This window comes from Profundicola chukchiensis, assembly GCF_029664245.1.
Lineage (GTDB): Bacteria > Bacteroidota > Bacteroidia > Flavobacteriales > Weeksellaceae > Profundicola > Profundicola chukchiensis.
Window position 1 is genome coordinate 341,112 of record NZ_JANAIE010000002.1, and the last position, 14,597, is coordinate 355,708.

13 protein-coding genes are annotated in these 14,597 nt (G+C 32.4%); 7 read left to right on the top strand and 6 right to left on the bottom strand.

The window, feature by feature from the left end; all coding sequences use genetic code 11:
- Nucleotides 1-74: 74 nt before the first annotated feature.
- Both NLM59_RS03785 and NLM59_RS03790 read left to right on the top strand, forming a co-directional pair.
- A complete protein-coding gene (locus tag NLM59_RS03785) occupies nucleotides 75-881 on the top strand; it encodes a GLPGLI family protein (protein ID WP_304416412.1) in 807 nt (268 codons plus the stop codon).
- A 56-nt stretch (nucleotides 882-937) separates the two neighbouring features.
- A complete protein-coding gene (locus NLM59_RS03790) occupies nucleotides 938-3,535 on the top strand; it encodes a TonB-dependent receptor (RefSeq protein WP_304416413.1) in 2,598 nt (865 codons plus the stop codon).
- Nucleotides 3,536-3,537: 2 nt separating this feature from the next.
- Here NLM59_RS03790 and NLM59_RS03795 read toward each other — a convergent pair whose 3' ends face one another.
- On the bottom strand, nucleotides 3,538-3,924 hold the full coding sequence (locus NLM59_RS03795) for a hypothetical protein (protein WP_304416414.1): 387 nt from the start codon (nucleotides 3,922-3,924) through the stop codon (nucleotides 3,538-3,540).
- Nucleotides 3,925-4,041: 117 nt separating this feature from the next.
- On the opposite strand from NLM59_RS03795, the gene NLM59_RS03800 reads away from it, so the two are divergent.
- Nucleotides 4,042-4,593: a hypothetical protein gene (locus NLM59_RS03800; RefSeq protein WP_304416415.1), complete on the top strand. Its 552-nt coding sequence runs from the start codon at nucleotides 4,042-4,044 to the stop codon at nucleotides 4,591-4,593.
- Between the two features lie 7 nt (nucleotides 4,594-4,600).
- Here the strand turns inward: NLM59_RS03800 and mutS are convergent, their stop codons facing one another.
- The gene (gene mutS / locus NLM59_RS03805) at nucleotides 4,601-7,192 is read right to left on the bottom strand and encodes a DNA mismatch repair protein MutS (RefSeq protein ID WP_304416416.1); all 2,592 of its coding nucleotides are present in this window, start codon (nucleotides 7,190-7,192) and stop codon (nucleotides 4,601-4,603) included.
- A 74-nt stretch (nucleotides 7,193-7,266) separates the two neighbouring features.
- On the opposite strand from mutS, the gene NLM59_RS03810 reads away from it, so the two are divergent.
- From NLM59_RS03810 to NLM59_RS03820, 3 genes are all read left to right on the top strand, one after another.
- Nucleotides 7,267-7,725 (top strand): hypothetical protein, encoded by a 459-nt coding sequence (locus tag NLM59_RS03810; protein WP_304416417.1) that lies wholly within the window; start codon nucleotides 7,267-7,269, stop codon nucleotides 7,723-7,725.
- Nucleotides 7,726-7,785: 60 nt separating this feature from the next.
- On the top strand, nucleotides 7,786-8,322 hold the full coding sequence (locus NLM59_RS03815) for an RNA methyltransferase (RefSeq protein WP_304416525.1): 537 nt from the start codon (nucleotides 7,786-7,788) through the stop codon (nucleotides 8,320-8,322).
- A gap of 303 nt (nucleotides 8,323-8,625) precedes the next feature.
- Nucleotides 8,626-10,365 carry a tetratricopeptide repeat-containing sensor histidine kinase gene (locus NLM59_RS03820; protein ID WP_304416418.1) on the top strand — a complete coding sequence of 580 codons (1,740 nt, stop codon included), beginning with the start codon at nucleotides 8,626-8,628 and terminating at the stop codon, nucleotides 10,363-10,365.
- Between the two features lie 20 nt (nucleotides 10,366-10,385).
- Here NLM59_RS03820 and NLM59_RS03825 read toward each other — a convergent pair whose 3' ends face one another.
- Nucleotides 10,386-10,598 (bottom strand): hypothetical protein, encoded by a 213-nt coding sequence (locus tag NLM59_RS03825; protein ID WP_304416419.1) that lies wholly within the window; start codon nucleotides 10,596-10,598, stop codon nucleotides 10,386-10,388.
- Nucleotides 10,599-11,270: 672 nt separating this feature from the next.
- Between NLM59_RS03825 and proC the strand changes: the two genes are divergently transcribed.
- On the top strand, nucleotides 11,271-12,074 hold the full coding sequence (proC, locus tag NLM59_RS03830; protein ID WP_304416420.1) for a pyrroline-5-carboxylate reductase: 804 nt from the start codon (nucleotides 11,271-11,273) through the stop codon (nucleotides 12,072-12,074).
- A 78-nt stretch (nucleotides 12,075-12,152) separates the two neighbouring features.
- Here the strand turns inward: proC and NLM59_RS03835 are convergent, their stop codons facing one another.
- The 3 genes from NLM59_RS03835 to NLM59_RS03845 are packed head-to-tail and all read right to left on the bottom strand — an operon-like array spanning nucleotide 12,153 to nucleotide 14,431.
- Nucleotides 12,153-12,770 carry a hypothetical protein gene (locus NLM59_RS03835; RefSeq protein WP_304416421.1) on the bottom strand — a complete coding sequence of 206 codons (618 nt, stop codon included), beginning with the start codon at nucleotides 12,768-12,770 and terminating at the stop codon, nucleotides 12,153-12,155.
- A 29-nt stretch (nucleotides 12,771-12,799) separates the two neighbouring features.
- Nucleotides 12,800-13,093: a hypothetical protein gene (locus NLM59_RS03840; RefSeq protein WP_369426759.1), complete on the bottom strand. Its 294-nt coding sequence runs from the start codon at nucleotides 13,091-13,093 to the stop codon at nucleotides 12,800-12,802.
- Nucleotides 13,094-13,141: 48 nt separating this feature from the next.
- On the bottom strand, nucleotides 13,142-14,431 hold the full coding sequence (locus NLM59_RS03845; protein WP_304416423.1) for an OmpA family protein: 1,290 nt from the start codon (nucleotides 14,429-14,431) through the stop codon (nucleotides 13,142-13,144).
- Between the last annotated feature and the right edge of the window lie 166 nt (nucleotides 14,432-14,597).

Genomic DNA, 14,597 nt, shown 5'->3' on the forward strand with positions numbered 1-14,597 from the left:
ATACTAATAAAGATATGCAACTTCTAAAAGTAAATGATAAATACTTTAGAAGTTGTTTTTTTTAAATTAAATATATGAAAATCAAAGTTGTTATAATTATTATATTCTTATCGGTTTTTGGCTATTCCCAAACTACGAAGGCAATATATGATGTTCGAATAAATAGATTAAATTATGACCTTTCTATACAAGGAGATTATGAATTAATACTCTCTAATAATTTATCAATTTTTCAGCCTATTGAAAGGAAACCAGAACTGCGATTAATACATTACGATAAAGCCAAAATATTATGGGAGAAAGAAAATCTTGTAAATGTCAATATTAAAGCTGGTGTAAGTTCTGTTTTACTAAATGATCTTCAATACAAAAATTATAAAGAAGATACTATATTGAGTAGAGAATTACTTTTGTCAAATATTGCTATAGTTGGAGAAAAATTAAACAAATTTAAGTGGGAATTAGCTCAAGGTAATGATACAATTATTTTAGGATTCAATTGTCAAAAAGCCTATACCAATTATAGAGGCAGAACTTATAATGCCTATTTTACAACTGAATTAAACACGCTTGGTGGTCCATGGAAATTTGATGGTTTACCTGGATTTATATTATCTGTATCCAGTACAGATCAGTATTTCTCATTGAATGCTATCAAGATTGAGACTAAGAAAGAAAGCACCAAAATTCAAAATCCCTTTACTTCTGAAAGAGTTTTTTCTTTCGATGAGTATGTAAGCGAGATGAAGGCGAGATATGAAAAACAATTCAAGGCATTCCATAGTTTAAATAAGGAAAGTGATGAAGGAGGAACATTTAGATTAGAATTTTCTGATTTTATTGAAGATTTGGGTATTGGCGTTTTGGAGTTTAATTACTAATATAGATGGAAATAAAGCTTTGGCGCCTTTGTTCTTGTTTAGGGCTATTCATAACAATGCTTTCATATGTTAATGGGCAGGTTATAATGGGCTCAACATATAGTGATGACGGGTCAGACTTGTCAGCTACTATATTCATTAAAGATGCAAAGGAAAAGAATAAGATTGTTGAGTATACCTTTTCTAAAAATGGAAAGTTCAAAATTGAATTACAACATAGCTATGATAGTATTTTCATCGAGACTATGTTAAATGGATATAGTCCAGCGACTTATCTTATTAAATCTCCAAAAAAAAATAAAACCTATACTTTAGATTTAGTTTTAGTACAAACTCAAATATTGAAAGATGTTTTTGTGGAAGGCAAACGCCCCAAGTATACTACTTCCGAGGATACAATTTCATACAACGTTTCCAGATACCAGGACGGTAGTGAAAGAAAAATACAAGACGTTATTAAAAAGCTCCCTGGCATTCAACTTAATGATCAAACAGGAGAAATTAAATATAAAGGAAAATCCATAGAAACCGTTACTTTAGATGGAGATAATTTATTTGGCTTTAATTATACTTTAGGTACTAAAAACATAAATGTTGATATGGTGGAACAAATTGAAGCCATAGATAATTATTCAGAAAACCCACTTTTAAAAGGTATTGAACAAGGTGGGAAAGTATCCTTAAATTTAAAATTAAAAAAGGGGAAATTAGATTTTTCAGGAAGTATAGATATTGGAGGCGGTTCTTTTAATGATGGCACATTGGCTAAAGGGATAAGTACAAATATTGTGGGCGTTACGAAAAGCTATAAATCCTTTGCTTCCCTGTCTTATAATAACATTGGAATAAATAATTCGCCGTTCGACTATTTTGGATATAGTTATAATATAGAACAAAAGGAACAAAATTATTTTGCAGAAAAAATTATTCCAGAAAGTTTGTTCTCTAATTTATTAGAGGACCACAGGTCAAATATAAACAATCAATTTTTTGGAAATTACAATGCTATTTTTAAACTGAATCCGAAACTAAGTATTAAAACCAATTTGTATTATTTACAAGATAAAATAACTACTAATCAACTTCATGAAGCTCAATTTGATATAGAAACTGAAAGCTTCACCACCTCAGACAATACTTTCATCACCAAAAAGCCTCAACAATATAGGGGTGATTTGGAGATGAAATACAATACTTCTAAAACATCATTATTAGAATATAATTTTAAATTGAAGAATGAAAAAATAGAAACCCCAACAAGGGTAATTCAAAATAAAATAGAGGATTATTCATCATTCTTGCAAACTGATGATTTCTACATGAAACAAGATTTGCTTTGGACTAAAAAATTATCCGACAAAAAAGCTTTACAACTTTCTATTTTACAAACGTACAATGATACTCCTCAAAAATTAAAGATTTCACCCTCAATTTTATATGAAAACACCCAACATGATGTTCAAGAAAGTCAATTCAAGAAAACTTTTGTTGAAGGTAAAGCAACTTATTTAGGTTCTGGATCAAATGACAAATATACTTTTACTGTAGGTGCAAACTACAATAATTCTCCTTTTGAATCACGCCTGTTTAATGAAACTGACCTGATATCTGAAAATAAATTTAATTACACACAAACCAATATTTATAATACAGGAGTATATAATCTAAATCATGGAAAATGGCAAGTAACGCCTTCCTACTCTATTCGTTTCACACATCAAAAGTTACAATATCCTTTAGATAGTCACTACGAAAATAAAGGGGATTTAATCTTTGAACCAACTCTTAGTATTAAATACACCCTAAATCCTATTTCATTTTTATCTGGAAATGTTGGATTTAATCAAAATACAAGCTCAGAAAACTATTTTTTCTTGCATCGAGTTTTAACTGATAATAGAACTATTATTACCAATAGCCCCAAATTAGATTTTCAAAAAACTCAAAGATATAATCTGTTATATTTTAATAATGATTTAGATAATCAGTTTCAATTGTCTGCTAATCTGGGGTTTCAAAAATCGAAAGGTAACTTTTTTACCAATTCTATCATTACAGAAAACACAACGCAAATCAATTATTTCTATCTACCAACAAATAATAGCAGTTGGAATTTAGATACAAAAATTTCTAAATATATTTCACTTATAGAATCTACCTTAAAACTATCTAATAATGTTTCTATATCTAATTTTAAAAATATTATCAATAATTCTGATTTAAGAAGAAATAAGAATACATTTCTTCGTCATGAATTATTTTGGAAAACGGCATTTGACATTCCGATTAATTTTGAGAATTCTTTTTCTTTTAATCAATCTATATCCAAAAGTGAAAATCAGCGTTCTATTAACAACAATTCTTGGAAAAATACCTTTAAAATGATAGTAAGGCCCAACAAAAAATGGTTTTTCATTCTATCAGGAGATTACTATCTGCCCGATACTAAAGCAAAAAACGAACAGTTTCTGTTTATAGATACAAGTATAAGATACAAACCAAATAGCAAAAGATGGGATGCAAGTTTTAACATGCGTAACCTAACCAACGAATTAAATTTCGAGCAAGTACAAACCTCAGATTATGGTAAATTCGTCTATAGAAGCAACCTATTGCCAAGACGTTTTCTTTTAAACCTAACTTGGAATTTTTAAATTCACTCCCTCTCCGCCAAAATTACATCAGAAAAAGTAGGTGGATTTTCTACGATACTTCCCGCTTTCTTTTTATTGATTTTGAAAATGACGTCCTTTTCTGTTGTAAATAAAACGACCGAAAAGAATGGGTTTAATAAATGTTCTTGAATTACATTTTTTGTTTCAACTAGGCTTAATTCTAGTTCTTTATCTTCAACTTCGCGAGATCTATATCTATGTTTCACTAATAGCTTAGCATCACTATCTAAAGACATAGGTCTCACAAAAATATTCTTCAACTCTTGCTTACCAATAGTCTTGGCCATGGTTAGTTTAGCAAAATTCCCTTCCTGAACACTTTCTTCTACTTGTTTCCAGAATTCAGTAAATACTTCTTGATAGGACATAACATACATTTAGTTGATAAAAGTAAGACAATTAGGTTAATTCTGTATAAAAGCCAGCCTGAGAACTTTCTGATTAATGCAAAAAAATAGTATTTTTATAGAACGAAATCAATAATTATGAGAACTTTACTTTTATTTTTAATGATCAGCAGCTTTTCATTTAGTCAAGAAATATTAATTTCAGAAAACTTTAGCGAAGGATTACCAGAGGATTGGACAGTAGAGACAACAAATTCTCAAAGAAATTGGATGTTCAAAAACTTTAGGGACTTTAATTATATGCAAATGTCAGCTTTTGGTGGTCGAGGTAAACCAGGTTATAAAGTAAAAGCTATTCTACACACTCCTTTATTAGATATCTCCGACAAAGAATGTAAATTGAAGTTTTCATTTGCCGATGCATATAAAAACGGACAACCTTTATATGTTTCAATCACTAATGCTCAGAAAAAGCCTATAAAAAATCTCAACCCTAAGGATTGGGAGTCTTTGGTAAATAATGAAGCTAAATATGATAATAATGAGGAAAGCACGCCTTGGATTTCGTTACCTAAAATTCAACAAGCTTATCATATAAGCTTTATTTATGATAGCCAAAAAGGTGGTAAAAAATCAAAACCCTCTACCACTATTATACAATTAAGTGAAGTAGATGTTTGGTGTGAATAATAAATTCTTATCTTATTCTACTTTTAATTTCATTCAACTTCATTAAGGCTTCTACAGGTGTTAACGTATTGATATCCAATCCTTCTAAATCATCACGCATAGCTTCTAAGATGGGATCATCTAATTGAAAGAAAGACAGTTGCATGTTTTCTTGTGTGATTTTAGAAGTGGTGTTGGTTAAGTTCTCGTTGGCGTGAGATTTCTCTAATTGCTTTAATACATCTTCTGCTCTACGCACCACTTTATTAGGCATTCCGGCCATTTTTGCTACATGAATTCCAAAACTGTGTTCACTACCTCCGGGCTGTAACTTTCTTAAAAATAGAATCGTATCTTTGGTTTCTTTAATACTAACGTGATAATTCTTGATACGTTCAAATGATTTCGCCATTTCATTTAATTCATGATAATGAGTGGCAAAAAGTGTTTTAGGTTTTCCTTTATTTTCATGAATAAATTCTGTAATCGACCATGCAATAGAAATTCCGTCGTAGGTGCTTGTTCCGCGACCAATTTCATCTAAAATAATAAGACTGCGATCGGTTAAGTTATTTAGAATTTGAGCTGTTTCATTCATTTCTACCATAAAAGTAGACTCACCTTGAGATAAATTATCGCTTGCACCTACTCTGGTGAAAATCTTGTCAACATAGCCAATCTGAGCAGCTTTTGCAGGAACATAACTTCCCATCTGTGCCATCAATACGATTAGAGCCGTTTGTCTCAATAAGGCCGATTTACCTGACATGTTGGGACCTGTAATCATAATGATTTGTTGGTCGTTGTCGTCTAAATACAAGCTATTGGCGATATAGGGTGAACTTGCCGGCAACTGTTGCTCGATGACTGGATGTCGTCCATCCTCAATATGCAATGATTTAGAATCATTAATTTCTGGTTTTATATAATGATTCTTCTCGGCTAAACCTGCAAAATTCAACAAGCAATCTAAACTTGCTAAAGCGTGCGCTGTTTTTTGAATTTCAGGGATGTAAGGAGCTATATTTTGTATCAATTCTAAAAATAAATCCGTTTCAATTCTTAAAATTTTGTCTTCAGCGCCAAGAATTTGCTCTTCATACTCTTTTAACTCTTCCGTAATATATCTTTCGGAGTTAACTAAAGTTTGTTTCCTAGTCCAATCGCTAGGAACTTTGTCTCTATGCGTATTTCGAATTTCTATATAATAACCAAAAACTTTATTGAAATCTACCTTAATGCTAGGAATTCCAGTTTTTTCACTTTCACGAAGTCGCATTTCTTCTAAAAATTCCTTTCCTCCATGTAAGATGTTTCTCAATTTATCTAAATCCTTCGAAACACCTTCTGCGATTACATTTCCCTTATGAAGAAAATGAGGTGGATTTTCGGTTAAGGTTTCTTTTAATTGACTAAATAAACTATTAAAATTATTGAACTTAAAGTTTATTCCCTTTACCTGAGCAGGATTATATTCTTTAAGAATTTCATTAATTTCTTGAATCGAAGCAATACTTTCTGTTAAGGTAGTTAATTGCTTAGGTGTAATTTTACCAGTGGCAATTTTGGAACAAAGTCGCTCTAAATCTGCCATATTCCGTAACTGCTCCCTTAAAGCAATAGAAACTTCTGTGTTCTGCAATAAAAACTGAACCGTATTTTGTCTTTTTTGAATCGGTTCAATTTGACTTAAAGGCAGCGCCATCCATCTTCTCAACAACCTAGCTCCCATAGGAGTAAGCGTATGATTCAAAATTGAGAAAAGCGTCACCGAATCTTGGTGAGGCGCATGAAATAGCTCTAAATTTCGAACGGTAAAAGCATCTAACCAAACAAAATCTTCATTTACAATTCTATGAATGTTATTGATGTGGTTTAAATCAAAATGATGGGTTTCATCTAAATAAGCAAAAACAGCTCCTGCTGCTGTAATTCCTAAATGCATGTCCTCTACACCAAATCCTTTAAGAGATTTTGTCTGAAAATGCCGTTTCATTTTGTCGTAGGCAAAATCATATTGAAATGCCCAATCATCTAAACCAAAACGACTAATATTGGAAGTAATAAATTCAGGAAATTGTCTTTTCTGGAAAATTATTTCCTTTGGCGAAAAGTTCTGAATCATCTTCTGAACTGTTTCTTGATCACCTTCTTGCAGGAAAAACTCACCTGTAGAAATATCTAACAAAGCAGCTCCAAAATTATTCTTCTCTCGGTGAATCGACATTAAGAAATTATTGGAAGAAGACCCCAAGACTTGGTCGTTTAAAGCAACACCAGGCGTTACGAGTTCGGTTACACCACGTTTAACGATTGTTTTCGTAGCACTGGCATCCTCTAATTGATCACAAATCGCCACGCGTAGCCCCGCACGAACCAATTTTGGCAAATAGGTATCTAACGAATGATGTGGAAAACCCGCTAACTCAATATAAGCTGCCGCTCCATTTGCTCTTCGAGTAAGAACAATATCCAAAATTTTGGCAGCCTTAATTGCGTCCTCACCAAAAGTCTCATAAAAATCACCGATTCTAAACAATAACATAGCATCAGGGTATTTAGCCTTGATTTTATTGTATTGCTTCATTAATGGGGTTTCCTTTTTCTCCTTCTTCGCCATTCCACAAAAATACAATCTTCTTTTAATAATAAAATCCCTTATCTTTGCGTTAACTAAATTAAAGAAAAATACTTATGAGAAAATTATTGTTATTATTCGGTGCATTAACATTCTTGTCGATGAGCTTCATTAGCTGTTCTAGCGATGACGACGGACCATCTGACACAGTAAATAATAGCATCTACGGAACTTGGAAGACAGATTACAAAGTAGTAAATGATATGTTCGTAGAAGGATCAGACCTATGTGATGAGAAGCTAGAGTACAGATTCTCTAACAACGGAAGCTACACCTTAAAAACATTTACAGGAGATAATGAAGATGATTGTTTAATGGATACTGAAACTCACGGATCTTGGGAGTATTTAGGTTCTGATAAATATTTAATTCACAGCAATAATGTTACTATTACAGATAACAACAGAGATATGTACACTTTCTATTTAGACTTCAGAAATAGTAACGAAGTTAGATGGTACACTTTAGCTGACCATAATGCTGATAACAGGACATTTATCGTGTTGAAAAAATAAGCTTTTGTTTATTAAAAAACTTAAAGGTGCTATTTTAGCACCTTTTTTTATTTGAATACTATGAGAAAATTAAAACTTGAAGAACTGGGAAGAGTTGATGTTGAAACTTATCAGCAGCAAAGCAAAATACCTGTTGTGGTTTTATGTGACAATATTAGAAGTATGCATAATGTTGGTTCTATCTTTAGAACAGCTGATGCTTTTAGCATAGAAAAAATACATTTATGTGGCATCACCGCTCGCCCTCCTCATAAAGAAATCAGAAAGACAGCACTAGGTTCAACAGAAAGTGTTGTTTGGGATTATCACGAAAATGCGTCAGAGATATTAAAAGATTTAATATCGCAAGACTATACACCTATCGCTATTGAGCAAGTAGACAAAAGTGTTTCTTTAGAAAGTTTTGCAGTAGAAAACGAAAAGAAATATGTAGTTATACTAGGAAATGAAGTTGAAGGAGTTCAACAAGATTTAATTGATATGTGTAACATTGCCCTAGAAATCCCACAGTCGGGCACCAAACATTCACTCAATGTTAGTGTTTGCTCAGGCATTGTGATGTGGAAGTTTTATCAGGCATTCTTGGATCGCATATAAAATTGAGTTTTTAGGATATTTTCAAAAATTACTTAGTTCACTTGTTTATTTAAGTCAACATAATCACATAATTGTTAATTATTACTAAAAAAACTATATATTTGAGTGAATCTCAACATGATAGTTTTTGTGCGAATTTTCATTTCATATTTACTCCTTTTAATTTCGTTTTGCGCTTATGGCCAAGAAAACGAAAGGGAAGATTTTGATATTAAATTCCACGTAGAACAAAAGACGGACGACTTTAACACTGTCTTTGCACCTCTATATTATGAAAAAGATACGCTGAGGTTTCAAGAATTATTGAAATTATCTAAAAGTAATGATTATGCCATAGGGGAAATTATTGCTTTAAATTTACTAGGAACATATTATCGAGATCAGGCGCAGTATTTCAAATCCGTAGAACTACACAATCAAGCTCTCAATTTAGCAAAAGATAAAAACCTAACAGACGGAGTACTTTACTCCAACAATATGTTGGGGGTTGTTTTCCGAAGAATGGATGATGTTCAAAAAGGCCTGAGATATCATTTTAAAGCCTTAGAAATTGCTGAAGAGGTTGAGGTTAAAAATGATTTCACCATTAGAAATACAGCAATCGCCGTAAATGGTATCGGGAACTCCTATTTAATACTTCAAGAATATGAGAGTGCGAAGAATCAATTTCGAAGATCGTTTGAAATTGAAAAGTCCATTAACAATCATTTAGGCCTAGCTATTAATTATCAAAACATTGGATACTCTTTTGAGAAGTTAAACCAGCTAGATAGCGCACAACTAAATTATTTTCAATCGTTAAAAGAAAATAGTTTTATCAATAATGATATCGGTAAAATGATATGTTACAACAGCATCGGTCGTGTTTTTCTACTTAAAGAAAATTACAAAGAAGCCCTTGTTTTCTTAGATCGCGCTGAAGTCATTGCTGAAGAGACTGGTGATAGTTTTTATACGGCTACCATTTATTACCTAAAAGGATTAACATTATTAAACCTTGATCGTAAAAAAGATTCCAAACGTTACTTGAGCAAAAGTGTTGAACTCAGTACAAAACATAATTTAAAATCAAACCTTTCTGAGACTTATAACGCTTTTGCAACCTACTACGAACGTATTGGGGACTATCAAGAGGCTTTAAAGTATGTAAGAAAGAGCAAGGAAGTTGAGGCTGATTACTTAAATGAAAATAATCTAAGAATTAAAAATAATCTTGAGATTTCTTACGAAACAGAGCTAAAAGCCAATCAAATTTTAAATCTTAAAAAGGAAAAAAGTCAAATAATAGAGGAAGCTAGTAAAAAGCAAAGGACTATTTTATTTTTAATTTTATTATTAGCTGTACTTGCTTTATTAGGGATGCTATTTTATCAAAGAGATAAATTAAGAAAGGAAAAACAACTACTAGAGTTAGAACAAAAAGTTCTTCGCGCTCAGATGAATCCTCATTTTACCTTTAATGCGTTGAACTCAATTAAAACCTATATCATTTCACAGGATACTGAAGAAGCTGTAAAATACCTTAATAAATTCGCAAAACTTATTAGAGGGGTTTTATATTCTAGCGAAAAGAAGGTGGTTTCTTTGGAAGAAGAACTAGAAACTGTTGAATCCTATCTAAGTATAGAGCGCCTACGCTTTAACGATCCTATTGAATACCAATTAGATATTAAAGATATTGATCCCGCCAATGTGGAAATTCCTCCATTGCTTCTACAACCTTTTATAGAGAATGCATTATGGCATGGACTCGCCCCCAAAAAAGGTGAGAAAATTATACGCTTAGAAATTTTTAAGCAATCTAAAAACATTGTCTGCATCAATATCATCGATAATGGTGTCGGTCGAAAAAACTCCAAGAGTTCTGATAAGGAGAAAGGTTATAAATCTTTAGGTGTTGCTATTTCAAGAAAACGACTCAGCAATCATTTTAATATTAAGAATGATGACACCACTTTAATGTTTACTGACCTCAAAGATGAGAACAATAATGCAACTGGCACTAAGGTTACAATTTGCATCCCTATTCGCTCACATGATTGAGTAGTAAAGTAAATATATTTTTAGTCCTTTTCATTAATCAGCGAAACCTGTGGCTGAGCTAATAAGGAATCATTGATTTGTTTTTCAACAAAGACATTCGCCCTTTCAGTATCAACTTGATACTGATTATAATAAGTAGAGAAATCATCTGTTTGTTGATCACTTTCAAAAGCTGATGTGTGACAAGATGTGATAAATAAGAAGCATATAAGAGTAAAGAGTAGAGTTTTCATAACATAAATAGGTTTTACTAGGTTGATTAATTAGTTTATATCTATAAGTTAGAGTTTTAGGTTATGTAAATATCAGCAATCTTTTCCTTACTTAAAGAGGAAAATGTATAAACGGTAGGAAAAACTGTATAAACTGCCTAAAACCGATGATTAAGTGTAATTTTATCAATCTGAAGATTTAAAGTTTCTAGTTAAAGGCTGTGTGTTTTGTTGAATTTTAAAGCATAGAGTCAACTTTGATAACTCCGATTAAAATCAACTTCATAAAAAAAGTGTCGATTTCTCGACACTCCAAAAAAATTAAATAATATAAAAAATACTTTTACGCAAATAATTGCCGAATCATAAGATGAGATATCAACATTATATTTTAAAATCTACCACAATAAATATGGAAAACATTTACACTTTCATCATAATCACCGTGGTAGATTACAGAGTTAGTTGAATTCTCATAAGACAAATATGATACATTTTTTCAATTCCTAGTTCAAGAAATGTATGAAGTGTATGAAAAATTGTATAAACGGTCAGAAATCGTTGATTAAGTGCATAAAACTCGTTTTTAACTGTATTTAAAATTTGACGAAAAATCTTTAGATTTCAATAATATATTAAGACTTCTAAGTCTCGCACTATTGTTGCAGTTAACTGAACAAAAACCAATCATTTATGAAATTATTATTAATAGGCGCTGGAAATATGGGTTTAACCTATGCAGAAGGCATGCTAACCTCATCATTACTCAACGGGAATCCCATTCGCGTACATGATAAATCCCCAGAAGTGAAAGAGAAAATATTAAAAGATGATCGATTTATCTTCGAGGAGGATTTACAAACTGCACTTCCAGAAGCTGATATCGTTTTCTTAGCAGTGAAGCCCTATCATAAAGAAGACGTTTTCGAAGAAATCAATGAGTTAGTGAAACCTGGGCAAATGTTTGTGTCGCTTATGGCGGGAGTAAACATCAAAACCTTATCAAAGGGCCTGAATGCTAAAAAGATCGTTAGAACCATGCCTAATCTGCCTGCACAGGTTGGAAAGGGTGTTACTTCCTTTACAGTCTCCAAGCATGTCTCTAAACTAGAAGCTAAGCTCGTGAAATCCTTACTGGACACGACTGGTGTTTCAGTTAAAGTGAAAAATGAAAAATTCATTGATGCTTCTACCGGAATTTCGGGTAGTGGCCCAGCTTATGTCTTTTATTTTATGGAATCTATGATGCAAGCCGCCAGAGACATGGGCTTTTCAGAGAAAGTATCTAAAGTGCTAGTTTCTCAAACTTTTGAAGGAGCTGTTGAGCTATTCAACCAAAATGACTTATCACCAAAAAAATGGATGGACCGAGTAGCATCTAAAGGTGGAACAACGCGAGCAGCGCTCGACTCAATGGAAGACAACAATATCCGGGAATTAATTCATGATGCTGCTTATGCCGCATTTGATAGAGCCGTTGAGCTTGGCAAAGAGTAATTAAAACAACAAAGGCTTTTAGATAAACTAAAAGCCTTTATTTTCGGACAAACAATCTTTTTCATCGAGTAGCATTACTTAATTCAGGTCTGAGACATTTAGTTTTTCTATATAAGAATACAACTCGTCCGTTGTCATATTCTTTCCGTTTGCATTTACAAAAAACCGATCATCTACTGTAACTCTAATAGATGAGTCATTTTTATCTTTATAATAAGTTTCAACAGATTGAACTCCATTTCGATCTACTATCTCTTCTTTTTTGGTATCAGATTCAGATTCAAAGTTACCATATAAGGCACCTAGCATACCCTGAGAGGCATATACTGCTGAACCAGTTTCACCCGCTCCGTCCATGATCGTAACCTCTAAAGACCTTTCTTCATTTTCATAAGACAACTCTCCAGTAGAGCCCATAACTGTATTAAATTTATAGGAATTTCTTTTTAAATCCCCTAAATCATCAGGCATCCAATCTTTAAATTCATCACTGGTAATCGGAGTTAACTCTTTTAGTGATTCCATTCGAGATTCGATATTCTTGGCATTCTTTTCCATATTTGAAACATTTCCTACCATCGTAGAAGCTGTATTCACTTTGCTTTTAACATCCTTAATTTTATCCATCGTCTCGCTCTCACATGAGTAAGTTATGACCAACATTAAGGCAAATAAGCTTAAATATACTTTTTTCATTTTCTTTAATTTTTAATTGAATTATTCTTTTAAATACCCTCTAACCATTCGTTATACTTCTCCCCTAATACTGGAACAGGCTCCATTTTTCCGTTAATGGCATTCATTAAACCCATGATCCAAAGAAAAATTATGAAAAGTGAGCCTAGAATGGATATAATCCAACCTATAATCGGTATCATTCCGACGATCATTAAGGCTAAACTCGTTAGTCCAATTCCGAGCGACTGTCGAATATGGTAGCTGGTAAGCTCTTCTTTATCCTTATTTGAAATAAAGGCGATAATCAATCCTATAATAGTAATGTATGCAATAATATGCATTGAACTATTAGCTTTTGTAGTTGTTTGTGTTTCCATTTTGTTTAGTTTTTATTGTTTTTTAAATTCTACTCTTCTATTTTTTGCTTTTCCTAAAGACGTTGAGTTGCTAGCAATAGGCTCTGATTCTCCTTTTCCTACAACATTAATTCTATCAGAGTCAATATTGTATTTAGTAATTAAATATTTCTTAACCGCGCTAGCTCTATCTAGAGATAATTTTTGATTTGTATTGGCATCACCATCACTATCAGTATGCCCAATGATTGTTAGTTTCCAATTATCAGATGAATTTTGCATGAGTTCACCAACTTCATTTAATATCGAGTTAGAAGAAGGTTCTATATAATCAGATCCAGTTGCAAATAATATATCACTAGAAGAAAAACTCCCTTTCTCCATCAGGTCTTTTTGAATACTACTTCTTCTATCTGTATCGCCCGCTGCAATTACTACATTCGAGAAATAGAAATAGTTATAAATAGTATCTCCATCTCCATGAGTCATAGCGTTAATTATTAAATTGTTTGCATACTCAGGTTTAAATACTTTTGGCATATCAGATACTTTAGTACCATCCACATAAACACGTACGCGCTCATTATTATTAACTTGAATAGCCACATGAACTTTTTTATCAAAGGGATATTCATATCCCGTTTTCATCCAACCCGTAGTTCTATTACCTACTTCAAGAGAAGGTTGTTGTTTATGACTATAGAACATAACTCCAAATCCGTCCGTTGAAGACATAGAATGATGAAATCCTTTCTTATTTTCGCTAAACCCAAGCCCTGCGATAGCGTATCGCACATCGCTCGGAAGGATTATATCCATTTCGAAAGTGTAATTTGCAGGCATTGGCTTAGGTAACTCTAAATTGATTACACTCTTAGCTGGAACCTTCAACCATTTTCCTGGAATTCCAGATAGTTTCTTAATATCTCCACCTAAATTCGTGTCCCACTTAGCCGGAAAATCTCCAATGGCATCTTGTAAAAAATCATCTTGAAAGATTATTTGATCACCACGCACAAAGCCAACTTCATTCACACCAATTTCTTTTAATGATGTATCCTCTAAACTTCCTCCTGTTGGTTGAGGGTTATTAGGGCTTTGCTGATTTGTAGTTTTAGACTTTTTCGATTTAGATTTCTTTTTCCCTAAAACAGTATCAATGGCATCATCTGTAGTCGCAGAGGCCTCTCTTTGAGATCGATTTTCTAAAGTTCTTTCTACGCCACGTTCAGCAGCCTTTTTTACTTTTTTCCAAATTTGCGCATCAGCCTGAGTACTTATTGACAAGCTAAAAACGAGTGCTATAATTATTTTAAGTTTCATTTTGTTAGGTTTTATTAAGAACATTTACCCAAGGAATTAGGTTGGTTAGTTAGTCGATATACGTTTTATAGGAATTTCCTTGGGCGATGTTCATAAATTTAATTAATCTTATTCCATACGAAATTGAGGAAAATTTGACCTATTTAGAGCAAAAATTGTATGAAGT

Excerpts from the sequence above, each read along its gene's own strand:
- NLM59_RS03785 (WP_304416412.1), top strand. The coding sequence starts at position 75 with ATGAAAATCAAAGTTGTTATAATTATTATATTCTTATCGGTTTTTGGC.
- NLM59_RS03790 (WP_304416413.1), top strand. The coding sequence starts at position 938 with ATGCTTTCATATGTTAATGGGCAGGTTATAATGGGCTCAACATATAGT.
- NLM59_RS03795 (WP_304416414.1), bottom strand. The coding sequence starts at position 3,924 with ATGTCCTATCAAGAAGTATTTACTGAATTCTGGAAACAAGTAGAAGAA.
- NLM59_RS03800 (WP_304416415.1), top strand. The coding sequence starts at position 4,042 with ATGAGAACTTTACTTTTATTTTTAATGATCAGCAGCTTTTCATTTAGT.
- mutS (WP_304416416.1), bottom strand. The coding sequence starts at position 7,192 with ATGGCGAAGAAGGAGAAAAAGGAAACCCCATTAATGAAGCAATACAAT.
- NLM59_RS03810 (WP_304416417.1), top strand. The coding sequence starts at position 7,267 with ATGAGAAAATTATTGTTATTATTCGGTGCATTAACATTCTTGTCGATG.
- NLM59_RS03815 (WP_304416525.1), top strand. The coding sequence starts at position 7,786 with ATGAGAAAATTAAAACTTGAAGAACTGGGAAGAGTTGATGTTGAAACT.
- NLM59_RS03825 (WP_304416419.1), bottom strand. The coding sequence starts at position 10,598 with ATGAAAACTCTACTCTTTACTCTTATATGCTTCTTATTTATCACATCT.
- proC (WP_304416420.1), top strand. The coding sequence starts at position 11,271 with ATGAAATTATTATTAATAGGCGCTGGAAATATGGGTTTAACCTATGCA.
- NLM59_RS03835 (WP_304416421.1), bottom strand. The coding sequence starts at position 12,770 with ATGAAAAAAGTATATTTAAGCTTATTTGCCTTAATGTTGGTCATAACT.
- NLM59_RS03840 (WP_369426759.1), bottom strand. The coding sequence starts at position 13,093 with ATGCATATTATTGCATACATTACTATTATAGGATTGATTATCGCCTTT.
- NLM59_RS03845 (WP_304416423.1), bottom strand. The coding sequence starts at position 14,431 with ATGAAACTTAAAATAATTATAGCACTCGTTTTTAGCTTGTCAATAAGT.